We start from the raw sequence: 22,717 nt of genomic DNA, 5'->3' as shown, positions 1-22,717 counted from the left end.
GTTAGCCGATAGTCTGTGCCCATGCTCCTGACCAAGTTCACTCACGCTTGCATACGCGTCGAAGACGGCGGTTCCGTGATCACGATCGATCCGGGAACCTTCTCGGAGGTGGAGGAAGCCATCGCCGGCGCTGCGGCGATCCTGATCACCCACGAGCATCCCGACCACATCGACCGCGACCGCGTCGCCGCTGCCGTCCGGTCCAGCGACAGCCTCAAAGTCTATGCGCCCGAGGGCGTCGCCCAGGACCTGCGCGAGGCCGTCGGCGAAGGCGCATCCTCCAGGGTGAGCACGGTGGAGCCGGAACGTCGGTACACGATCGCCGGCTTCGACGTGCGGACGTTCGGAGGCCAGCACGCCCTCATCCACCCGCACATTCCCGTTGTGAAGAACATCGGCTACCTGGTCAACGGTGAGCTTTACCACCCGGGCGATTCCTTCATCGTTCCGCATGGAGTGACTGTCGGCACCCTGCTGGTTCCGATCCACGCACCATGGTCCAAGACAGCCGAGGTGATCGACTTCGTGACGTCGGTGCGCGCCGCCCGGGCACACCAGATCCACGACGCCCTGCTGAACGAGACCGGTTTGCGCATGGTCGAGGGCCACGTGGCGCGGTTGGGCGGGCACTACGGCACAGAATTCAAGCACCTGTCACCGCGTGAATCGGTCACCATCTAGGAGGCGGGCGAGGCGCCTGTCTGGGTGTCGGCCTCCTTGGATGAGCCGTTGAAGGAAGCCGTCCCGGGCCGGGCAGAGATAGTCACGTCTGCCACCTCCTTCAACCCGGGCGCTTCGGGGTCCTTCCCGTCAATCCCGGTAGTCCATCGCAGCCGCAGACCGCTCCCGGTGTCTTCGAGGACAGCCAGGTTGTTGTCGAACCATGGGCCCTTGACCGACTTCCAATCGAAGGGTGGTTTCGGCACGCGCGCCGAGCGTGCAACCAGCGCGCCGACCGGGCTGGCCACTCCATAGGACATGACCACAGTTGCGAAGCGCATTGCGCGTGGCAGCGGATTGCGGATCGGTGAGCAGACAGCCTGGATGATCCTGCTGCCGGAGTTGCGCTCAACCTCAGCGACGTAGGAGTAGTGCACGTCCCCGGACAGGAAGGTGATTGTCTGCGGAGGGGCGCCCCGAAGGCCGTCTGCCACCTCGGTGACCAGCCGTGTGAGGTCCTTGAAGCTGCGCTGGAACGCAGCCCAGTGTTCCAGGTCGACAGCCTGCCGCAAACCTTCTCCGATCCGGGACGCGCGTTTTCCCCACGCGCCCTCGGCGAGGGCTTCGTCCCAGGACTCTATGTGGTGAAGCCCCCGCGGCAGCAGGAACGGCAGGGAGGTGGCAATGATGAGGTGCCGGAAACCTCCCTGGAAGTGCTCGTCAATCCACTTCAGTTCCTCCTCGTCGATGAGGGACCGAACCCCCGGTTCGAGGACGCGCGCGGCCCTGGAGTCGACGGTCAGGAGGCGTACGTCCCCGATGTCGCGGCAGTAGCTCCACCGGTAGCTGTCCGGCTCAGCATCGGCACGCTCGGCGAAGGCGTCGATCTCGTCCGTGAAGTCCAGCTCGTCCGGTCCGGGGTGGGAGAGGATCCGCTGCCACAGAGGGTCCTCCGCGCGCGCCTCCGGCGACAGGTTGCCCAGGTGCTGGTACACCCAGTAGGAAGCCAGCCCTGCAACGATCCTGCCGTGCCACCAGGCTGTTTCCTGCATCTTCTCCCGCCAGGACAGCGACGCGTTCCAGTCGTCACGGATGTCGTGGTCGTCGAAGATCATGGCGCTTGGAAGAGTGGAGAGCAGCCAGCGGTTCGCGTCATCCGACCATGCGAGCCGGTAAAGGTGTGCATACTCCTCGTAATCCTTCAGTTCCTCGCCCGGTGCCTCATCGAGGGAACGCCGGGAGCGGATGAAGTTTTGCATCTGGCTGCTCGTAGAGTCCGCGTAGACCTGGTCTCCGAGGAAGGCGACAAGGTCGGGCCAGGGTCCGTCGTCGTCGGCGTTCGCCTGATGCAGCGCGTAGGCGCGCATGGAGTCGATGCCGTGGAGGGCGTTTCCCATCCGGTCGTGGGGCACGCTGGTGCGGCAGGAACCGAAAGCGAGGCGGAGCGGGCGGCCGGGCTTCAGCGTCCGTACCACGGGCTGCGGGAACCGGGTGCCGGCCCCGGGCCAGGCCCGCTCGCCATCAAGGTCCACGGTATAGGGCAGTTCAGCGCCCGATGGGAGGTCCTCAGCCTCCAGCAGTGCGTAGTGGTGTCCGTGTACTGCGAACGTCGGAGCCTTCCATTCACGCCCGTCGACATGCAGAACGGCGGTGCACGATTCGCTGGTTTCCACCCAAACGGAAGCAGAGGTTGTATCGACATACCGGAGCATCGGACCGAGCACCAGTGACGCTGTCATTACCTAGTTGTACCGCGAGCCGGCACTTCCCGCCAGAACCCCGGGGTGATGGGGGACGGCCGGCGCTTGGAGAGGGGAGGACGGCTGTGGTGAACTTGGCTCACACCCCGACCGGTGTGCCACCGGTCACACTTTCTTAGGAGATCTTCATGAAGACTCTGATGGACGTGCAGGGGCTGCGGGACCGGATGACCTCCGGTCAGCAGACTGTCCTGCTGGATGTTCGCTGGGCGCTCGGAAAGACCGACGGCCACGAACAGTACCGATCAGCGCATGTGCCCGGAGCGGTCTACGTCGACCTCGAAGCGCACCTTAGTTCGCCCCCGTCGACGGCCGAGGGCCGGCATCCGCTGCCGCGATCTGCGGATCTCGAGGAAGCGGCACGGCAGTGGGGAATCAACGACGGCGACACCGTGGTGGTGTACGACGACACCGGGAACCTGGCCGCGGCTCGACTGTGGTGGCTGCTGCGGGACGGCGGCCTTTCATCGGTCTACCTGCTCGACGGCGGTCTCACGGCATGGCAGGCGGCCGGCTACGAGACGGAGCGGGGCGAGGAACGGCATTGCCTCGGCGACGTAACCCTTCAGTCGGGCCAGATGCCCGTCATTTCCGCAGACGACGTAGCTGATTTCGTCCAGCGGGGCGTGCTGCTGGACGCCCGCGCCGGCGAGCGGTTCCGCGGCGAGGTAGAGCCGATCGATCCGAAGGCCGGACACATTCCGGGAGCGCGCAGCGCTCCGACTACGGAGAACCTCACCCCCGCGCAGACCTTCCTGCCGTCCGGAGAACTGCGACGACGCTTCGAGGCACTTGGCATTACCGACACCGCCGACGTCGCTGTCTACTGCGGCTCGGGCATCACCGCCGCCCACGAGATCGCAGCCCTAGAGATCGCCGGGATCTCGGCCGCCCTGTATCCCGGCTCCTGGTCGCAATGGTCGCAGCGGGCTGATCTTCCCGTGGCCACCGGACCCTGACCGACAGCCTGCGTGTGAGAGAGTAACCCGTATGACCACCGCATATGCCTACGTCGCGACCTCGGCCTCCAGCGGTCTCGGCCGGACCACAATTGAGCGCCGCGAACCGGAGCATGACGACGTCGAAATAGCCATCGAGTTCTGCGGGCTTTGCCACTCGGACGTACACGCGACGCGCAGCGAGTGGGGTTCCACCCGCTACCCGCTGGTGCCCGGCCACGAAATCGTGGGCACTGTGACCCGCGTCGGGGACTCGGTGACCGCCTTCGCCGTGGGCGATCGAGTGGGTGTGGGCTGCATGGTCGATTCCTGCCGGGAGTGCGAAAGCTGCGCGGAAGGGCTGGAACAGTACTGCGAGAAGGGCATGACCGGTACCTACGGCACCCCTGACCGCAGGCACGACGGCGAAATCACCCAGGGCGGTTACTCCACGTCGATCGTGGTGAATGAAGGCTACGTACTTCGGATCCCTGAGGGCCTTGATCCGGCCGCGGCGGCGCCGCTGCTGTGCGCCGGAATCACCACGTTCTCGCCGCTGAACCACTTCGGTGTGGAGAAAGGGGAAGCTGTCGGCGTCGTCGGGCTGGGCGGACTTGGCCACATGGCGGTGAAGATAGCCAAGGCGATGGGAGCGGAGGTGACTGTATTCACCACTTCTGCCGGCAAGGTCGACGCCGCGCGCGAACTTGGCGCCGACCGCGTGGTGATCTCGCGCGACGCCGACGCGATGAAGGCGGCGGCGGACAGCCTCGACGTCATCATCGACACTGTTGCCGCGCCGCATGACCTCAACGCGCTGATCCGCACGCTGCGACTGGACGGTGCGCTCTTCCAGCTCGGGCTGCCCGCCGATCCCATGCCGGCGGTCGATCCGGGCCTGCTGATCCGCAAGCGGCGTACCTACGCCGGGTCGCTCATCGGCGGAATCGAGGAGACGCAGGAGATGCTGGACTTCTGCGCGGAGCATTCAGTCGTGTCGGACATCGAGATCGTCACGGCCGACCAGCTGAATGTCGCCTACGACCGCATGGTGGCGGGGGACGTGAAGTACCGGTTCGTGCTGGACGCCAGCTCGCTCAAGGAGGACGCATGAGCACCCTGTTCACCAGGATCATCGACGGCGAAATCCCAGGCCGGTTCGTCTGGAAGGACGATGAGGTGGTCGCGTTCCTTACGATCAACCCCATCACCGACGGTCACCTGATGGTGGTCCCGCGGCGGGAAGTTGCGCACTGGATTGACCTGGAGCCTGAACTGCTCGGCAAGGTTATGGACGTTGCCCGCAAGATCGGCAAGGTGCAGGAGGCGGAGTTCGGTGCCGAACGTATCGGCGTCCTGATGGAGGGCTACGAGATTCCGCACGTGCACGTGCATATCTGGCCCACGCGGAGTTCCGCAGACTTCGACGTCCACAACGTGGACCGCGACCCCGATCCGGCGCAACTGGACCGCAACGCCGAGCGCATCCGGGCTGCCCTTCGCGATGCCGGGTACGGCGAGTTCGTCCCGGCCTGACCGGGCGAGTCCCCAAAGATCAGGCTGCGAGGGCCTCGCCGAGCGCCGCCCGGATTCGCTTCTCCGAGACCGAGTAGGCCGTGCCCAGCTCCTGGGCGAAAAGGCTGATGCGCAGTTCCTCGAGCATCCACCGGACCTTCGCCAGGCCTGGAGGCACCGGTCGGCCCGACGGCGCCACGGAGGCCACGGCGTCGTCGTACTCGTCCTCCAACCGCTGAACCACAGCGGTATTCAGGCCATCCCGCTGCACGTTGCTCTCCAGCTTGGCAAGCCTCGTCTCAATGCCGGCCAGATACCGGGGCAGATGCGCAAGCTGCGAGTACCCGGTGGTGGCCACGAAGCCCGGGAAAACCAGCTGCTCCAGCTGGCTCCGAATATCGTTCAGCGCGGTGATGAGCGACAGGCTGGTGGTGCCCTTCAGCTTCTTCTCGATCCGACGGGCACTGGAGAGGATCTTCTCCACGGTTGCAGTAACGGTGAAGACCGTGTCGATCAGCTCGGCCCGCACGTTCTCGTAGAGTGCTGCGAAGGCTTCGGAAGTCCACGGAAGGTCCTCGGGTGTGAGCTTGTCGATGGCTGCGATGGAGCAGTCTTCAATCAGTGCAGCTACGCTCCCGTGGGGATTTTGGCTGAAGGTGAGTTTCTCTGTGTTGCTGAGATGCTCAAGGACGTAGCGGGCGGGGCTCGGCACCTTCAGCGCAAGGAGGCGGATGATGCCCCCGCGCATTGCTGCTGCCTGCTCGGCTGCATTGGGGAAGACCTTCAGTCCCACAGAGTTCCGTTCGTCCACCAGTGCCGGATAGCCCGTGACCCTGTGGCCGCCGACTATCCGGGACACCTGACGCGGGACCGCTCCGAAATTCCAGTCGGTGGCTCCGCTGAACTCCCGGATCCCCGGATCGGACTCCGACGACGATGCCGGCGCCGGTGACGCCTGTGACGTAGATGGCGTCTGCTTCCGGCGGGCGGCTGCCGGTTTCGGCTGCCCGGTGCCCGGCGTTGCCCCCAGCGACTCGGCAATGGCACGGCGGGTCTGCGGTGCGAGGCGGTCCTGGAGCTGCTCCAGATCCTTCCCCTCATCGAGGATCCGGCCCTGGTCGTCCACCACCTGGAACGTCATGAGCAGGTGCGGAGCAAGGGTTTCACGGTTCCAGGAACCGGGTGGAATGATGAAGCCTTTCAACCGGCGCAGGGCCAGCTCCAGCGATGGCTCAAGCTCATCCCTGGACGGATCGAAATCCGCGTGCAGGGCATCCACGGCTGCACGGGCCACGTCCGGGGCGGGGATGAAGTTCTTCCGGACCTGCTTCGGCAGCGACTTGATGAGGGCGGTCACGAGCTCGACCCGCAGCCCCGGGATCTGCCAGCGGAACGGCGCAGGATCCAACTGGTTGAGGAACAGGATGGGCACCCGAACGGTTACGCCGTCGGACGCGCCGGGCACGTTCGGCGAGAATTCGTAGCTCAGGGGAAGCTCGAAGCCCTGCTGCTGCCAGGTTCGCGGGAAGGCTGTTTCGTCGAGGTCCGCATCGCGGCTGAGCAGTTCCTCGGGCGAAAAGTCCAGCAGGTTCGGGTTGTCCTGGCGGGCGTGCTTCCACCACTTGTCGAAGTGCCGCTCGGAGACAACGTCCTTGCCCACCCGGGCGTCGTAGAACTGGAACAGCGTCTCGTCGTCGACCATGAGGTCGCGGCGCCGCATGCGGTTCTCCATCTCCTCGATCTCCGCGATCCGGGCCTTGTTGCGGTGGAAGAACTTGTGGTGGGTACGCCAGTCACCCTCCACCAGCGCGTGGCGGATGAACAGCTCACGCGCCAGTTCCCGGTCGATGCGGCCGTAATTGATGCGGCGTTGAGGGACGATCGGCACGCCGTAGAGGGTCACCTTCTCGTAGGCCATGACAGAGCCCGTTTTGCGCGACCAGTGCGGCTCGCTGTAGCTGCGCTTCACCAGGTCCGGCGCAACCTCTTCGGCCCACAGGGGATCGAACTTCGCCGCGACCCGTGCCCACAGCCGGGAGGTTTCCACCAGTTCGGCAGCCATGACCCAGTCCGGGCTCTTCTTGAACAGTGCGCTGCCGGGGAAGATGGCAAAACGCGTGCCGCGCGCTCCCGCATACTCCCGCTTGCGCTGGTCGTAGAGCCCGATGTGGCTGAGCAGCCCGGACAGCAGGCTGATATGCACGGCATCATGGTGCCCTACCGGATCAATGGGGCCGGACGGAAGCGTGATTCCAAGGGGCTTGGCGAGTTGTCGGAGCTGGGTGAACAGATCCTGCCATTCCCTCACGCGCAGGTAATTGATGAACTCGTTCCGGCACAGCTTCCGGAACTGTGTGGAGGACAGCTCCTTCTGCTGCTCCTGCAGGTAGCGCCAAAGGTTCAGGTAACCGGTGAAGTCCGAGTTCTCGTCAATGAACCGCCGGTGCTTCTCCGTGGCGCTCTGCAGCTTGGCGGCCTGGTCCGGCTGGGGACGCTCCCGCGGGTCCTGGATGGTCAACGCTGCGGCAAGGACCATGACCTCCTTGGCGCAGCCGCGTCGGCCAGCCTCCACGATCATGCGGCCAAGCCGCGGGTCCACCGGCAGCTGGGCAAGCTGGCGCCCGACGGCGGAGATGCCGCCGTCCGCGGTCAGCGCGCCGAGCTCGCGCAGCAGGGTCACGCCGTCGTTAATGGCCTTTGGGTCAGGCGGCTCGACAAAGGGAAAGGCGGCAACGTCCTTCGGGCCGCGCGTGACTCCCATGGCGGTCATCTGCAGGATGACCGCAGCGAGGTTGGTGCGCAGGATCTCCGGGTCGGTGAAGGGCCGGCGGGACTCGAAATCCTCCTCCGAGTAGAGACGGATGGCGATACCGTTCGAGACACGTCCGCAGCGGCCCGACCGCTGGTTGGCCGACGCCTGCGACACCCGCTCGATGGGGAGCCGCTGCACCTTGGTGCGGTGGGAGTAGCGCGAAATCCGGGCGGTTCCCGTGTCGATGACGTACTTGATGCCCGGCACGGTAAGCGAGGTCTCTGCAACGTTGGTTGCCAGGACGATGCGACGGCTGGATCCGCCGGGATGGAACACACGGTGCTGCTCCTGCAGCGACAGCCGCGCGAACAGGGGAAGGATCTCGGTGCCGCGCAGGCGCGGGTTGACCTGGACGCGGGCGCGTAGGGCGTCGGCGGCATCGCGGATCTCGCGCTCGCCGGAGAAGAACACCAGAATGTCGCCGGGTGCCTCCAGTGCGAGCTCGTCCACCGCGTCGCATACCGCGTCCAGCGGGTCGCGGTCTTCCTCGAGGTTGTCGTCGCTGTCTGACTCGGTGTCCGACGCCGGCTGGGTGAGCGGGCGGTAGCGGATCTCCACCGGGTAGGTGCGCCCGGAGACCTCGATGATGGGGGCTGGGGTCTTCTCCGGCGCGGCCTCGTCGGCGGCGAAGTGGTTCGCGAACCGCTCCGGGTCGATCGTGGCGGACGTGATTATCAGCTTCAGGTCAGGGCGCTGCGGCAGTATGCGTTTCAGGTAGCCGAGGATGAAGTCGATGTTGAGGCTGCGTTCATGCGCTTCATCGATGATGATGGTGCTGTATTTGCGCAGCAGCTTGTCATGCTGGATTTCGGCCAGCAGGATGCCGTCCGTCATGAGCTTGATGCGCGTGTTGCGCCCCACTTCGCCGGTGAACCGGACCTGATAGCCGACCTCCTCACCGAGGTCGACGGCGAGTTCCTCCGCGATCCGCTCAGCTACCGTGCGCGCGGCGAGCCGCCGTGGCTGGGTATGGCCGATGAGGCCCTTCCGGGCGAGGCCGAGTTCCAGGCACATCTTGGGAATCTGGGTGGTCTTTCCCGAGCCGGTTTCCCCGGCGATGATGGTGACCTGGTTCGCCGCGATGGCGGCCATGATGTCCGCCCGCCGCTCCGAGACCGGTAGCTGGGCAGGATAAGAAATTGTCAGAGACATGATTGGGTCACATTCTACTCCGCGCCCGCAGTCTGCTCCGCGGCTGCGCGGGTGAGGCGCTCAGCCGTGGCGAGCGCACGCTCGCGAAGTTCCGGGGGTGCCAGAATCTCGAATTCGAAACCGAGGGCTGCGACGTGCATCAGGGGCCAGTCGAGGGAGTCGGCACCGAACCGCATGAGGGTGTCGCCGGCGTCGTTTTCCACCTCGGCGATATTCGGGGGAACCAGCTGGGCCACTTCTTCGGCGGGAGCATGAATCCGCACCACCACGTCATGGGAATAGGGCGAGCGGGTGATCGACTTTTGCACGTAGGCCGCAAGGTCACGGGCAGGAAGCGGGCGGGCGGAGAAACGTTCCCGTGGGGAAGGCACGCTCTGGCAGCGGTCCACCCGGAAGGTCCGCCAGTCCTGCCGCGCGGTGTCCCACGCGACGAGGTACCAGCGGCGTCCGGTGTCCACCAACCGCACCGGCTCGACCACGCGCCGGGAGGATTCGCCGTCGTGCCGTGCATAGCGGAAGACCACCACGCGCCGCTCCGTGATTGCTAAGGAAAGCGCGGTGAGCACCTCGGGATTGACCGGCGCGCTGGGCGCAGCCATGCGCGTAACGGCTGTTCTCAGTCCGGCGAACTTGGGGCGAAGCCTTCCCGGCAGCACCTGCTCCAGCTTGGTCAAGGCCCGCACGGACGCCTCACCGAGGCCTGAGACCGGGCTGGCACTGACGGCGCTCAGTCCGAGAGCGACGGCGAGCGCCTCGTCATCGTCCAACAGGAGCGGCGGCAGCTGCGCGCCCGAGCCGAGCTGGTACCCGCCGGCGATACCGGGCGAAGCATGGATGGGATAGCCGAGGGTACGCAGCTTGCCGATGTCCCTGCGCACGGTCCGCTCGGTGACCGACATCCGTTCGGCGAGCGCGGCGCCGGTCCATTCCCGCCGGAGCTGGAGCAGGGAGAGGAGCTGCAGCAGGCGTGCGGAGGTTTCCAACATGGCTCCACGCTAGCCCTTCATGCGGACATGAACTGTCCTGAATTGTTTCTAGGCTGAGGTACGGAGGAACGAGCGAGTAAAAGAGCGAGCAGAACACAAACGAGCAGAACGGAAGGATCGTCATGGACGTCTGCAGGGAGTTGACCGACCAACTGAACTGGCATTGGGAGAATCACGCACGGCCGCGGCTCAACGGCCTCACGGACGAGGAGTACTTCTGGGAGCCTGTTCCAGGCTGCTGGAGCGTGCGTCCCAGGGGGACCGGTACGGCTCCTCTCCAGGTGGGCCGCGGCGATTACACGATTGATTTTGCGCTTCCCGAGCCGGTTCCGGCTCCGGTCACCACGATCGCCTGGCGGATAGGGCACATGCTGGTCGGGGTGCTGGGGGAGCGGCTTGCCTCCCATTTCGGGGGAGAACCGGTGACCTATCGCGACTTCGTCTACCCGGAGTCCGCCGAACAGGCGCTGGAGAAGCTGGACGCAGCATACTCGTCCTGGCACAGCGCGGTGTCGGCACTGTCACTGGAGGAGATGGACCGTCCTGTCGGGCCCGCTGAGGGTCCGTTCGCGGAAGCTCCCATGGGTGCGCTGGTCCAGCACATCAATAGGGAAATGATTCATCACCTTGCCGAGGTGGCGCTGCTGAGGGATTTGTGGGCACACCGCGCCGCGGACGGCCTTACGGGTGCTGTGCAGTCGTGAAGAGTGCCCTCGATAGGATTCGAACCTACGACCTTCTGCTCCGGAGGCAGACGCTCTATCCCCTGAGCTACGAGGGCGCGGCACACCTGAAAACCAGTGGCCGGAAGGGACTCAGAAAGCTTAGCAGGGAAAACTTGGGGGAACGAAACGCGGGTGCTGCTCGGCGTTTGTTGCTCCGTATACGAGTCGCTCAGTAGCCGAGAAACGCGTCCGTACGGATCGACTTGCCGCCGGCCTCGCGCAGCACCGGCTTGGCCAGTGCAAGCGTTCTCGGTGATCCCGACAGGTAGACCCGCCGCTCCCGCAGGTCCGGCACCAGTGTGCGGAGGTCGTCCGCTGTCGGGAAGCCGCTTCCGCCCAGCGTCCAGGTTTGCGGCAGCGGGCCGGGGTCTCCCGGACAGAACAGCACCACCGTCGAATCTGCAAGTTCGTCGACGTACGCAAGTTCGGCTGCCGACGTCACCACATAAACGAGCACAGCGTCGTGCTTCCGGCCGGCCGCTGAGCGCAGGTGGCTGATGAACGGTGTGACGCCGATTCCGCCCGCAAACAGCAGCAGCGGCACGGACGGATCCTTCGGCAGCACAAAGTCTCCCGCCACCGTTGTGGCTTCCACCCGCGCTCCGGGGCGGAGTCCCAGCAGCGCCCCCTTGAAGGTGCTCGGTGGATCAGAGAGCCGCAGACCAAAGCGGATTTCGTCGTCGTCCGGTGGCGAGCTGATGCTGAAAATGCGGCGCAGTCCCCGTCCGTCCGCACGCTCGTGGGGGAGGGTGAGTTCCATGTATTGGCCCGGTTCGAAGCGCACCGGCGCCTCCGCAGCGAAAACCACCTCCGCACTGGTGGGCGTGAGCCGGCGTGTACGCAGGAACCGCAGGCGGACCCCGCGGCGCTGCCCCAGCGCGAAGGCAAGCGCGTTGCCGATCAGGAGTGCGTACTCCGGCCCAAGGAAGACCGGCGGGATGTTGATCTGCAGGGCAAGAACGACGGCGACGACGGCGGCCACCAGCAGCTGCTGTCGGCGTCGCGGAGGCAGTGTCAAGGGTTCGGTCAGCATGAAGCCGAGCAGGAACAGCAGGGGATAAGACTCGAACACCAGTCGGAGAGCGGAGACGGCGTCGGTTCCGCCGGCCACCAGCCGCACCACCAGGATCGCGGCGGCCACGCCGAGGAACACCGCGCCCATCGCCACCTTCCGCGTGCGGTACAGCAGCAGCACCGTGCAGAGCAGCACCAGCGGCAGCATTGCCGGGTTAGCGGCCCACCAGGCGGCCGCGTTCAGGCCCAGCAGCGTGGCCACCACGGCCCCGAACGCCGCCGGGTTGAAGATGTGGCGTCCGCGAACCGCCACGAGGTACTTCGAAGCGGCCGCGGCCAGGCCGGCCAGGGCGATGCCCCCGAGGGTGGCCGGACCGCCGGACGGGAACATCACGAAGAACAGGATCAGCCCGGTGATCAGCGAGGACTCCGTGTGCGGCCGCTTCCGCAGCATAAGCGCCATCACCCGGGTGCCGCCCCAGGAACCGACGACGGCGGCAGCCAGCGACGCAGCCAACTCACCGGGAGCGAAGGCGAGCTGCCCGAACGCGGAGAGCACGAATGCGTACACGCTCAGCACGACCAGCAGGACGAATACCAGGCGGTACATGGTGGTGCGGCCCAGGAAGGTGTCGAACCTTCCGGGCCAGGTCAGCCGTCCGGTCATCTAGAACAACGCTCCTGCAAGTGGGGATGAGTATTGGGCACGCCCGTCGGAGGCAACCCGGACATAGTCGAATTCGAACTCGGCCAGGAGCGTCTCAGGCTGAACGTGGAAGAGAGCAGTGGCAAGCGCGTCCGCTGTCAGGGCATCATCCGCCAGCACCCAGGTAGCCACCACTGTATCGACGCACTTGCCGGTTACAGCATCCAGGACGTGGTGAAGCCCGTCTGCCCAGCGTCGCCGGTTGGACGCTGAGGCGCACAGGGCGCGGTTGTCCACGGTCACCACACCGATCGCCAGGTCGGCGCTGTAGGGATGCTCCAGCGCAACCCGAAGGCCGGCCGGACCGCGGTGCACCAGGTCCCCACCGGCGTCGACCGTGTGCCCGGGGTAGCCGGCACCGGCCAGGACACCGGACACCAGGTCCACCAATTGGCCCTTGCCGGCGGCTCCTACATCGAGCGTCACGGGCTCTTTAGCCCTGAGGACGGTACCGCTCCACTCGAACGAACCATCCCAGGCAGGAGCCGGCTGGGGCGGGCCGGCGGGCGCGAAGGAGTAGCCGGCGTCGTACCCCAGATGCTCCAGCGGCGCGCCGACCAGCGGCGACATCGCTCCGTCCGTGAGACGGTACAGCCGCCGGTAGATCTCGCCGAGTGCTGCGCCGGACTCAGGCAGCACAACCGTGCCGCCGGACGTGAGCGCGCGGACGCGGGAGTCCGGGCGGAAACGCGAGTACACGGCGTCGTACTCGTCGATGACGTTTACGACGGCGGCACGCGCCGACGCGTCCAACTCGCCGGGGGTGTCAATCCTCCACAGCGTGCCGATGGCCTCGAAGCTGAAGCAGGATGGAGGGCCCTCAGCCGTCACTGTCCGGCGTCGCCCTTGATCTGTTCGATGGCGTCCCGGAAGCCGCCGCTGGTGAGCGAGGACCCGGACACCCTGCTGACATCGAGCTCGTCGATCGGGGTGCCTACGATCTCGTCCTTGATGCCGCTGCTGAACTTGCCCTGGTAGAGCTCGGTGGTGGGGTTGCTCGGCATGGGCTCCATCTGCACATCGGCCACGGCGCCTGACTCAAGGGTGACCGTCACCCCGATGGACTCCTCGCCGCCGGGGGTCTGGTAGCTGCCGGTCGCGGTGTAGGTGCCGTCGGCATAACTGCCGGCTCCATTTCCGCCGGCAGGCCCGCCGTCGTTCCCGCCGCCGGAAGCCGGTGGTGTGGCGGCACAGGCCGCGGAGCTGAGGAGGGAAGCTGCTGCGAGCCCGGCCAGGGCCCAGCGCCGGGATGCCGGCTGCACGGCGTCGGTCACGGATAGTCTCCTTGTTCATGCGCGCGGGTAGGATCTGCCTCCTGCACAACGCTACCGGGGCCGTTTCAGTTCGCTGTGCTCACAAGGGGTGCCTCGAAAGACCTCTGATCCCCCTTCGCGAGGGGCGTCCGTCACAGAATCAGGCACATGGGAACCACGCCGTTATGCTGGATGGGTGACTCCCGAAGAACTCTCCTCCGCAATCTCCTCATGCCTGAAAGACGCCGTCGCTGCCGGTGAAATCGATGTGGAGCTCCCGGGGGAAGTCCGAGTCGAGCGGCCCAAGAGCCGCGAGCACGGTGACTGGGCCACCAACATCGCCCTTCAGCTGGGTAAGAAGGCGGGCATGAACCCGCGCGATTTCGCCGGGCTCCTCAAGTCCAGGCTGGAGCAGCTCGACGGCGTTGCATCAGTTGACATTGCAGGCCCCGGCTTCCTGAACGTCCGCCTCGACGCGGGGGCCGCCGGCGAACTGGCCCGCTCCATCGTGGAGGCCGGCACCGCCTACGGAACGTCTGATGCGCTCGCCGGAACCAAGATCAACCTCGAGTTCGTCTCGGCCAATCCCACCGGACCCATCCATCTGGGCGGGACCCGGTGGGCAGCCGTGGGCGACGCCCTCGCCCGGCTCTTCCAGTCGCAGGGGGCAGAGGTCACCCGCGAGTACTACTTCAATGACCACGGCGCCCAGATCGACCGCTTCGCCCGGTCCCTGTACGCCAGCGCGAAGGGTGAGCCCACGCCGGAAGACGGCTACGGCGGCGACTACATCGTCGACATTGCCAATCGCGTCCTCGCGATCGCTCCCGACATTCTCAACCAGTCCGCCGCGGAGGCACTGGAGCAGTTCCGCGCCGTCGGCGTCGACCTCATGTTCGGGGACATCAAGAAGTCGCTGCACGAGTTCGGCGTGGATTTCGACGTCTACTTCCACGAGCACTCGCTCTTCGCGAACAACTTCGTGGACGGCTTGCTGGAACAGCTGAAGACTTCCGGCAACCTGTTCTTCGAAGGCGGCGCCTGGTGGCTGAAGTCCACCGAGTTCGGCGACGACAAAGACCGCGTGGTGATCAAGTCGGACGGCTCTCCTGCGTACATCGCCGGCGACATTGGATACTTCGTCAACAAGCGCCAGCGCGGTTTCGACCTGAACATCATCATGCTCGGCGCGGACCACCACGGCTATGTCGCGCGGCTCAAGGCGGCAGCGGCTGCGCTGGGAGACAACCCGGATACCGTCGAGGTCCTGATCGGCCAGATGGTCAACCTCATGAAGGACGGACAGCCCGTGCGCATGTCCAAGCGCGCCGGAACCGTGGTCACGCTCGAGGACCTGGTTGACGCCGTCGGCGTTGATGCTGCCCGCTACACGCTCGCGCGGTTTTCGGCGGACTCCAACATCGACATCGACCTGGATCTACTGACCAAGCGCAGCAACGAGAACCCGGTGTTCTACGTGCAGTACGCCCATGCGCGTACCCATGCCGTTCAGCGCAATGCGGAGTCTGCGGGTGTGGACACGAGCGCCTTCGACGCCGCTGCCCTCACCCATGCGACGGAGGGCGAACTGCTGGCCGCCCTCGGTCAGTTCCCCGGCGTAGTAGCGCAGGCCGTCACGTTCCGTGAGCCGCACCGCGTCGCACGCCACCTCGAGGTCATCGCCGGAACCTACCACCGCTGGTATGACGCCTGCCGCATCGCCCCGCTCGGAGAGGCTCCCGTGGAGGATGTGCACCGCACCCGGCTGTGGCTGAATAACGCCACCCAGCAGGTCCTTTCCAACGGCCTCCACCTGCTGGGCGTCTCTGCTCCGGAACGGATGTAGCATGCCCGCCTCACCTATCGCCCCCGACTGGCTGTCGTTCCCCAAGGACGTCAACACCCTCAACCCTGCGCTGTGGGCCTCAACGGTCTCGCGCGCCGGCCGCGGAGTCCTGACCGTCGACGGTGTGAGCGTCACCGAACTCGCCGAGCAGTTCGGAACCCCGCTGTACGTCGTTTCGGAGAATGACTTCCGTGAGCGTGCACGGACCTTCCGCAACGCTTTCGACGACGCCTTCCGCGATCTGTGCGGGGGAGTGGACATCTACTACGCCGGCAAGTCCTTCCTCTGCTCCGAGGTGGCCCACTGGGTGTCCGAGGAAGGCCTCCGCCTCGATACCTCCTCCGGCGGGGAACTGGCAGTGGCGCAGCGAGCCGGCCTGAAGGGCCGCCAGCTCGCCCTGCACGGCAACAACAAGTCCGACGCCGAGATCAACCGTGCACTCGACCTGGAGGTCGGACGCATCGTAGTGGACAGCCTCGACGAACTGAACCGAGTGGGCGCGCTGGCCCAGGCCCGCGGCACCACGGCCAACGTGATGCTGCGCCTGACTCCCGGTGTGCACGCTCACACCCACGAGTTCATTGCCACCGCGCATGAGGACCAGAAGTTTGGTCTCTCGCTAGCGCCCGCGTCCTCGGGTGAACGGTCGCCGGCGGCCGAGGCGGTTGCCGTTGCTCTCGACCACCCGTGCATCCGGCTGCTCGGCGTTCACTGCCACATCGGCTCGCAGATCTTCGAACCCGCGGGCTTCGAACTTGCAGCGCGCCGGTTGCTTGAATTCCTGGCCGGTGTCCGGGACCGCCACGGCGTCGAACTGGCCGAGCTGGATCTCGGCGGCGGCTACGGCATCGCCTACACCGAGGCCGACACCCCGCGTGCTGCCGCCGACATCGCGAAGGCGATGGCCGACGTCGTGCGTTCCGCGTGCGCCGAACACGGACTGCGCGTTCCGCGCATCTCGATCGAACCGGGCCGCGCGATCGTGGGGCCCACCACCTTCACCCTGTACACCGCGGGCACCACCAAGACGGTCCAGGTTGACGCCGATGGTGCCTCGCACCCGCGGCGCTACGTCTCGGTTGACGGCGGTATGAGCGACAACGCCCGGCCGGTCCTTTACGACGCCGACTATTCGGCAGCCCTTGCCTCTCGCACCTCAGCGGAGGAGCCGGTGCTCTCACGCGTGGTCGGGAAGCACTGCGAAAGCGGCGACATCGTGGTGCGTAGCGTCTACCTGCCGGCCGACACCGCAGGCGGCGACCTTCTTGCGGTTCCCGGCACGGGCGCCTACTGCTGGTCCCTGTCCAGCAACTACAACTACCTCACGCGCCCGCCGGTCGTTGCGGTCAAGGACGGGACCGCGCGGGTCATAGTGCGTGGCGAAACCGAGGAAGACCTCCTGTCCCGCGACGTTCCGCGGCAGGAAACCGACGACCGAGCAACTCTGGAAGCAGGAGCCTGATCGACTTGATGAATGCCCCCGAAACGGACGCCCCCGCCGCATCGCTGCGCATCGCGCTGCTGGGTTGCGGGAATGTCGGCTCGCAGGTTGCCCGCATCCTCCTCGAGGACGCCGACAACCTGGCTGCGCGCAGCGGCGCCCGGCTCGAACTGACCGGAATCGCAGTACGTTCACTCGATGCCCGGCGCGAGGTCGAGCTGCCGAAGGACCTGTTCACCACCGACGCGGAGTCCCTGGTCGAGAACGCGGACATCGTCATCGAGCTGATGGGCGGCATCGAACCCGCGCGCAGCCTGATCCTGCGCGCGATCGACCACGGCGCCACCGTGGTGAGCGGTAACAAGGCCCTCCTTGCGCAGGACGGACCCACCCTCTATGAGCGTGCCGACGCCGCCCACGTCCAGCTCTCCTATGAGGCGGCGGTTGCCGGCGCCATTCCGATTATCCGGCCGATCCGCGACAGCCTTTCCGGCGATCGCATTACCCGGGTGCTCGGCATCGTCAACGGCACCACCAATTACATCCTCGACCAGATGGACACCACCGGTGCCCAGTTCGCCGACGCCCTCGCCGACGCGCAGCGGCTGGGTTATGCCGAGGCCGACCCGACAGCCGACGTCGAGGGTCACGACGCCGCCTCGAAGGCAGCTATCCTGGCTTCGCTGTCCTTCCACACCCGCTTCGCCCTGGAGAACGTTCACTGCCAGGGCATCTCATCGGTGTCGGCAGAGGACATCGCAGCGGCGAAGGACGCCGGCTACGTGATCAAGCTGCTTGCCATCGCGGAGCTGCTCAAGGATGAGGCGGGCGACGACGGCGTCATCGTCCGCGTGCATCCCACGCTGCTTCCCCGCGAGCATCCCCTTGCGGCCGTGCGCGGGGCGTTCAACGCCGTGTTCGTCGAGGCTGAGAACGCCGGTGAGCTGATGTTCTACGGCCAGGGCGCCGGTGGAACCCCCACCGCATCTGCAGTGCTCGGTGACGTGGTCAGCGCGGCGCGGCGCAAGGTCCTCGGAGGTCTCGGACGCACGGAGACCACCACCGGTCACGTCCCCGCACTGAGCATCGACATGGTCACCACGAGTTACTACATCGGGCTCGACGTCGCCGACCAGCCCGGCGTGCTGGCGAAGATCGCCCACCTGTTCGCAGAGCACGGCGTCTCGATCGAGACCATGCGACAGACCATCCACGCGGGAGCGGACGGCGGCGAGGCCACGGCCGAGCTGCGTATCGTCACGCACCGTGCCCCCGAGTCCGCACTCGCGGCGACGGTGAAACACATCCAGGATCTGGACGTCATCAACGCGGTGACCTCCGTCCTCCGAGTAGAGGGAGTCTGATGGCTCACCAGTGGCGCGGAGTCATCCGCGAATACGCCGACCGGCTGCCGGTAACCGAATCCACCAGGGTCATCACCCTGGGCGAGGGAGGAACACCGCTGGTGCACGCACCGGCGCTCTCCGAGCTCACCGGTTGCTCGGTGTACCTGAAGGTCGAGGGAATGAACCCCACCGGGTCCTTCAAGGACCGGGGCATGACCATGGCCATCACGGCTGCTGTCGAGGCAGGCGCAAAGGCGGTTGTCTGCGCATCCACCGGCAACACCTCCGCATCCGCCGCGGCTTACGCCACGCAGGCCGGCCTGACCTGCGCGGTCCTCGTTCCGGACGGCAAGATCGCCATGGGCAAGCTCAGCCAGGCGATTGCGCATGGCGCCGAGCTGCTGCAGGTGCACGGCAACTTCGACAACTGCCTCGACGTAGCCCGGAAGCTCGCCGAGTCCTACCCGGTCTTCCTGGTGAACTCCGTCAACCCGGCCCGTATCGAGGGGCAGAAGACCGCTGCGTTCGAGGTTGTGGACTACCTCGGCGATGCACCCGATTACCACCTCCTGCCGGTGGGCAATGCGGGCAACATCACCGCCTACTGGAAGGGCTACAAGGAGTACTCACAGCCCTACACCTCCCCAACGGCGGGTGAACTGCCCGCAGTCTCCACGAAGACTCCGGTCATGTGGGGCTTCCAGGCAGAAGGCGCCTCACCCCTGGTCAAGGGATATCCCGTGACGGAGCCGGACACCATTGCCACGGCCATCCGGATCGGCAACCCGGCTTCGTGGGACCAGGCAATCGCGGCACGCGACGAGTCCGGCGGACTGATCGAAGCCGTCACTGACCAGGAGATCCTCGAGGCGCACCGCTGGCTCTCCTCCCGCGAAGGTGTCTTCGTGGAACCGGCCTCTGCTGCCGGCGTCGCCGGCCTGCTCAAGAAGCACGCTGCAGGAAACGTCCCCGAAGGCAAGACCATCGTCATCACGGTCACCGGGCACGGGCTCAAGGACCCGCAGTGGGCGCTCAAGACGGCCGACGGTTCCGATGTCCAACCCACGAAGGTGGATTACGACGTCGTCAGCGTTGCTGCTGCGCTGGGTCTGGCCGATTCCCACACGGGCTCCCCGGCGAATGCTTAGCGGAGCGCCGGCGGTGACCGCTCCGGCAGTCGTGGCGGAGGGCCAGGAGGTGCTGGTCCAGGTGCCGGCCACCAGCGCGAACCTGGGGCCGGGCTTCGACAGTCTGGGCCTGGCGGTGACCATGTATGACACCATCACCGTGCGTACCACCGGTTCCGGCACCACCACGGTTTCGGTAACCGGCGAGGGTGAAGCGTCGCTGCCCACCGACGAGTCGCACCTTGTCGCGGCCACCATCCTCAGCACCCTGGAGCGCGCCGGGTTCTCGAGTCCGGGTCTTGAAATCGAGGCCAGCAACGTGATTCCGCACGGTCGTGGACTTGGTTCCTCCGCCGCTGCAATCGTCTCGTCCGTGCTTGCTGCGAATGCGCTCCTTCCGTCGTCCGCGCAACTGGACAGCCAGGCGGTACTGCAGTTGTGTTCCACGCTCGAGGGCCATCCGGACAACGTGGCACCGGCCCTGCTGGGCTCACTGGCGGTGTCGTGGGAGACCGACCGCGCATATCGCAGCACCATCATTCCGGTGCATCCGGATGTTGTGCCGGTAGTAGCCATTCCCGCGAGCGAACTTTCGACGGAGGCCGCGCGGGCGCTGCTTCCGGCATCTGTCCCGCATGACAGTGCCTCCGCGAACGCCGGACGCGCCGCGCTGCTGGTTCACGCGATGACTTCCGCGCCGCAGTTCCTGTTCGACGCCACACATGACCTCCTGCACCAGGACTACCGTGCCGAGGCAATGCTGCACAGCGCATCCCTCATGCGCGCGCTCCGGGCGGAGGGTTTCGCCGCAGTGATTTCCGGTGCGGGTCCCACCGTCATGACCCTCGCCGTCGGAGAGGACCAGGCTGCCGCAACCGTTGCCGCAGTGGAACGCATCGTGCACGCGAACGACGACGGCGTGGACTGGCGTGTTCTTAGGCTGAACGTTGACACAGAAGGTGCTAAAGTGAAGGTGCACCAACGGTAATCACCACCGATCATCTGCTCTGGTAATCACCCCTGGTTATCACCACGCGATAGTCGCTCCGGTAGTCACCGTACTCAGATGCGTGCTTCTGTTGATCCGGCCGTCACCTTTCTGCGACCGTCGTGAACTGCAATTCCTTCAGCAGTAGCTCACTCTCCGGTGCACCTCCCAGGAACTGATGCCAAAGCACATCACGGCGTGATGGTTCGGCAGGAAGTTCCGTGGATCAAAGCACGCTCGGCCGTACCGGGAGCATCCGGTGAGCACCGAAACCCTGGCTGCCATCTCTTTCAAGACCTGGCAGCAGGCAAATCAATCGCGGTCCACATCAGAGATGGACCGCCCGACGAGGGGGAAGGATCCTTCGTGACTCAAACCACTGACCTGCCGACAGGCGTGGATTCCAAAGACGCCGAAACCAACGGCGCACCAGCTTCCAAGAGTTCCGGGCTTGCCGGACTGAAGCTCGCCCAGCTGCAGGCTCTCGCCGGCCAGCTCGGCATCTCCGTCGGATCGCGGATGCGCAAGGGCGACCTGGTCGCAGCGATTTCCGACCATCAGCGTGGATCGGCTGTAGCGGATCGTCCCAAGGCTGCCCCAGTCCAGGCACCGGCCGCCGTCGAAACCGCTCCCGTGCAGAACGGAACCGCCGTAGCGGAGCAGGAGCAGGCACAGGCGCCCGCCGAGAAGCCGGCCCGCACCCGGAACCGCAACCGCAGGGCGGGAAGCGACGGCGTCGTTACGCCCGAGCAGTCCGCTCCCGAGAGCGCACCGGCCGAGGCAGCTGCACAGGCCGGGACAGAGTCGGCTGAAGCACCTGCCGCGGAAGGCGCTGAGGCACAGCCCGCAACCGAGACCACCGAACGCGGACGCCGTGGCCGTGACGGCCGCAGGGGCGGACGCCGCAGCGAGTCCGAGGGACAGGGCGAAGCGCCCGCTGCGGATGCCGAAGGCACCCAGCCTGCCCAGCAGGGCACGGAAGGCTCCGAAGCGTCGGACGTCCAGGTCGAGGGGGAGCGCCGCAACGAACGCCGCGAGCGCAACAGGGACCGCTCGGAGCGCCGCTCGGGCGATGACAACCGGGAGCGTGACAACCGCGACCGCGACAACCGCGACCGCGACAACCGGGAGGAAAGCGGCGGCCGCAACCGGCGCAACCGCAACCGGAACACCCGCGAGGACGACCGCAACAGCCGGTTCCGCGACCGCAATGAGCGTCGCCGCAACCGCAGCCAGAACCCCGACGTCGACGACATCGAGGTCACCGAGGACGATGTCCTGCTGCCTGTCGCCGGCATTCTGGACGTCCTTGAGAACTACGCGTTCGTGCGCACTTCCGGCTACCTGCCCGGACCCAATGACGTCTACGTCTCGCTGGCCCAGGTCAAGAAGTACGGGCTGCGCAAGGGCGACGCCGTAGTCGGCGCCATCCGCGCGCCCCGCGAAGGTGAAAACCAGGGCGGCAACCGGCAGAAGTTCAACGCCCTGGTGCGTCTGACCTCCGTCAATGGCAAGAATCCCGAGGAACTCAAGGACCGCGTCGACTTCTCGAAGCTGGTTCCGCTGTACCCCTCCGAGCGCCTGCGCCTCGAGACCGAGCCGCGCAAGATCGGTCCGCGCGTCATCGACCTGGTTGCACCGATCGGCAAGGGCCAGCGCGGCCTGATCGTCTCGCCGCCCAAGGCAGGCAAGACGCTGATCCTCCAGGCGATCGCCAACGCGATCACCGCCAACAACCCCGAAGTGCACCTGATGATGGTGCTCGTGGACGAACGTCCCGAGGAAGTCACCGACATGCAGCGCACGGTCAAGGGAGAGGTCATCGCCTCCACCTTCGACCGGCCCGCCGACGACCACACCACCGTCGCCGAACTCTCGATCGAGCGTGCAAAGCGCCTCGTCGAGATGGGCATGGACGTGGTCGTGCTGCTCGACTCGATGACCCGCCTGGGCCGCGCCTACAATCTGGCCGCGCCTGCTTCGGGCCGTATCCTCTCCGGTGGTGTCGACTCGGCTGCCCTCTACCCGCCGAAGCGCTTCTTCGGAGCCGCGCGCAACATCGAGAACGGCGGCTCGCTCACCATCCTGGCCACCGCCCTCGTGGAAACCGGATCCAAGATGGACGAGGTGATCTTCGAGGAGTTTAAGGGCACCGGAAACATGGAGCTCCGCCTGTCCCGGAACCTCGCCGACAAGCGCATCTTCCCGGCCGTCGACGTCAACGCCTCCGGCACCCGCCGCGAAGAGAACCTGCTCTCCGCCGACGAGGTCAAGATCATGTGGAAGCTGCGCCGCGTCCTCTCCGGTCTTGAGCAGCAGCAGGCTCTTGAGCTGCTGACCAACAAGATCCGGGAGACCCAGTCGAACGTCGAGTTCCTCATGCAGGTCCAGAAGACCACGCTTGGTGCGAAGAGCGACAACGATTAGTTAGGTACGCCGTTCGAGACA

At 66.1% G+C, this 22,717-nt stretch carries 17 protein-coding genes and 1 tRNA gene; 11 read left to right on the top strand and 7 right to left on the bottom strand.

All coding sequences use genetic code 11. From position 1 onward, the window contains the following. The first annotated feature begins 21 nt into the window (after positions 1–21). Positions 22–681 carry an MBL fold metallo-hydrolase gene (locus GC088_RS09630; RefSeq protein ID WP_323958791.1) on the top strand — a complete coding sequence of 220 codons (660 nt, stop codon included), beginning with the start codon at positions 22–24 and terminating at the stop codon, positions 679–681. Here GC088_RS09630 and GC088_RS09625 read toward each other — a convergent pair. Continuing rightward, entirely contained in the window at positions 678–2,399 is a 1,722-nt protein-coding gene (locus GC088_RS09625) for an alkaline phosphatase D family protein (protein WP_323958790.1), read from the bottom strand. The two genes, GC088_RS09630 and GC088_RS09625, sit on opposite strands and share 4 nt — an antisense overlap. A gap of 149 nt (positions 2,400–2,548) precedes the next feature. Between GC088_RS09625 and GC088_RS09620 the strand changes: the two genes are divergently transcribed. From GC088_RS09620 to GC088_RS09610, 3 genes are read left to right on the top strand one after another with little or no spacing between them, the layout of a single operon-like run. Next, complete coding sequence (locus GC088_RS09620; RefSeq protein WP_323958789.1) at positions 2,549–3,379, top strand: sulfurtransferase; 831 nt, start codon at positions 2,549–2,551, stop codon at positions 3,377–3,379. 31 nt (positions 3,380–3,410) lie between these two features. Further along, positions 3,411–4,472 (top strand): NAD(P)-dependent alcohol dehydrogenase, encoded by a 1,062-nt coding sequence (locus GC088_RS09615; RefSeq protein WP_323958788.1) that lies wholly within the window; start codon positions 3,411–3,413, stop codon positions 4,470–4,472. Further along, positions 4,469–4,894, top strand: coding sequence for an HIT family protein (locus GC088_RS09610; protein ID WP_323958787.1), 426 nt, complete (start codon positions 4,469–4,471; stop codon positions 4,892–4,894). Before GC088_RS09615 ends, GC088_RS09610 begins: the two co-directional genes overlap by 4 nt. 19 nt (positions 4,895–4,913) lie before the next feature. Here the strand turns inward: GC088_RS09610 and hrpA are convergent, their stop codons facing one another. Then, entirely contained in the window at positions 4,914–8,837 is a 3,924-nt protein-coding gene (gene hrpA / locus GC088_RS09605) for an ATP-dependent RNA helicase HrpA (RefSeq protein WP_323958786.1), read from the bottom strand. Between the two features lie 14 nt (positions 8,838–8,851). Continuing rightward, positions 8,852–9,823: a helix-turn-helix transcriptional regulator gene (locus tag GC088_RS09600; protein ID WP_323958785.1), complete on the bottom strand. Its 972-nt coding sequence runs from the start codon at positions 9,821–9,823 to the stop codon at positions 8,852–8,854. Positions 9,824–9,945: 122 nt separating this feature from the next. Between GC088_RS09600 and GC088_RS09595 the strand changes: the two genes are divergently transcribed. Further along, positions 9,946–10,527 carry a DinB family protein gene (locus GC088_RS09595; RefSeq protein ID WP_323958784.1) on the top strand — a complete coding sequence of 194 codons (582 nt, stop codon included), beginning with the start codon at positions 9,946–9,948 and terminating at the stop codon, positions 10,525–10,527. A gap of 4 nt (positions 10,528–10,531) precedes the next feature. Here GC088_RS09595 and GC088_RS09590 read toward each other — a convergent pair. The 4 genes from GC088_RS09590 to GC088_RS09575 all read right to left on the bottom strand — a co-directional run bounded on the left by GC088_RS09590 (position 10,532) and on the right by GC088_RS09575 (position 13,542). Beyond that, positions 10,532–10,604, bottom strand: a tRNA-Arg gene (locus tag GC088_RS09590). Positions 10,605–10,717: 113 nt separating this feature from the next. After that, entirely contained in the window at positions 10,718–12,229 is a 1,512-nt protein-coding gene (locus tag GC088_RS09585) for a ferredoxin--NADP reductase (protein WP_323958783.1), read from the bottom strand. Next, positions 12,230–13,099: an FAD:protein FMN transferase gene (locus GC088_RS09580; RefSeq protein ID WP_323958782.1), complete on the bottom strand. Its 870-nt coding sequence runs from the start codon at positions 13,097–13,099 to the stop codon at positions 12,230–12,232. Further along, the gene (locus tag GC088_RS09575) at positions 13,096–13,542 is read right to left on the bottom strand and encodes an FMN-binding protein (protein ID WP_323958781.1); all 447 of its coding nucleotides are present in this window, start codon (positions 13,540–13,542) and stop codon (positions 13,096–13,098) included. Before GC088_RS09575 ends, GC088_RS09580 begins: the two co-directional genes overlap by 4 nt. A gap of 175 nt (positions 13,543–13,717) precedes the next feature. Between GC088_RS09575 and argS the strand changes: the two genes are divergently transcribed. From argS to rho, 6 genes are all read left to right on the top strand, one after another. Beyond that, on the top strand, positions 13,718–15,367 hold the full coding sequence (gene argS / locus GC088_RS09570) for an arginine--tRNA ligase (protein ID WP_323958780.1): 1,650 nt from the start codon (positions 13,718–13,720) through the stop codon (positions 15,365–15,367). A gap of 1 nt (position 15,368) precedes the next feature. Continuing rightward, positions 15,369–16,829 carry a diaminopimelate decarboxylase gene (lysA, locus tag GC088_RS09565; RefSeq protein WP_323958779.1) on the top strand — a complete coding sequence of 487 codons (1,461 nt, stop codon included), beginning with the start codon at positions 15,369–15,371 and terminating at the stop codon, positions 16,827–16,829. A gap of 8 nt (positions 16,830–16,837) precedes the next feature. Continuing rightward, positions 16,838–18,172, top strand: a complete 1,335-nt coding sequence (locus tag GC088_RS09560) for a homoserine dehydrogenase (RefSeq protein WP_323958778.1) — start codon at positions 16,838–16,840, stop codon at positions 18,170–18,172. Then, positions 18,172–19,302, top strand: coding sequence for a threonine synthase (gene thrC / locus GC088_RS09555; RefSeq protein ID WP_323958777.1), 1,131 nt, complete (start codon positions 18,172–18,174; stop codon positions 19,300–19,302). The genes GC088_RS09560 and thrC overlap by 1 nt, the downstream gene beginning before the upstream one ends. Further along, the gene (thrB, locus tag GC088_RS09550; RefSeq protein WP_323958776.1) at positions 19,295–20,269 is read left to right on the top strand and encodes a homoserine kinase; all 975 of its coding nucleotides are present in this window, start codon (positions 19,295–19,297) and stop codon (positions 20,267–20,269) included. Before thrC ends, thrB begins: the two co-directional genes overlap by 8 nt. Before the next feature lie 366 nt (positions 20,270–20,635). Next, entirely contained in the window at positions 20,636–22,696 is a 2,061-nt protein-coding gene (rho, locus tag GC088_RS09545) for a transcription termination factor Rho (protein ID WP_323958775.1), read from the top strand. Positions 22,697–22,717: the final 21 nt, after the last annotated feature.

It is taken from the genome of Arthrobacter sp. JZ12 (genome assembly GCF_035189165.1).
Lineage (GTDB): Bacteria > Actinomycetota > Actinomycetes > Actinomycetales > Micrococcaceae > Arthrobacter_D.
This window is presented reverse-complemented; position numbering and strand designations above follow the sequence as displayed.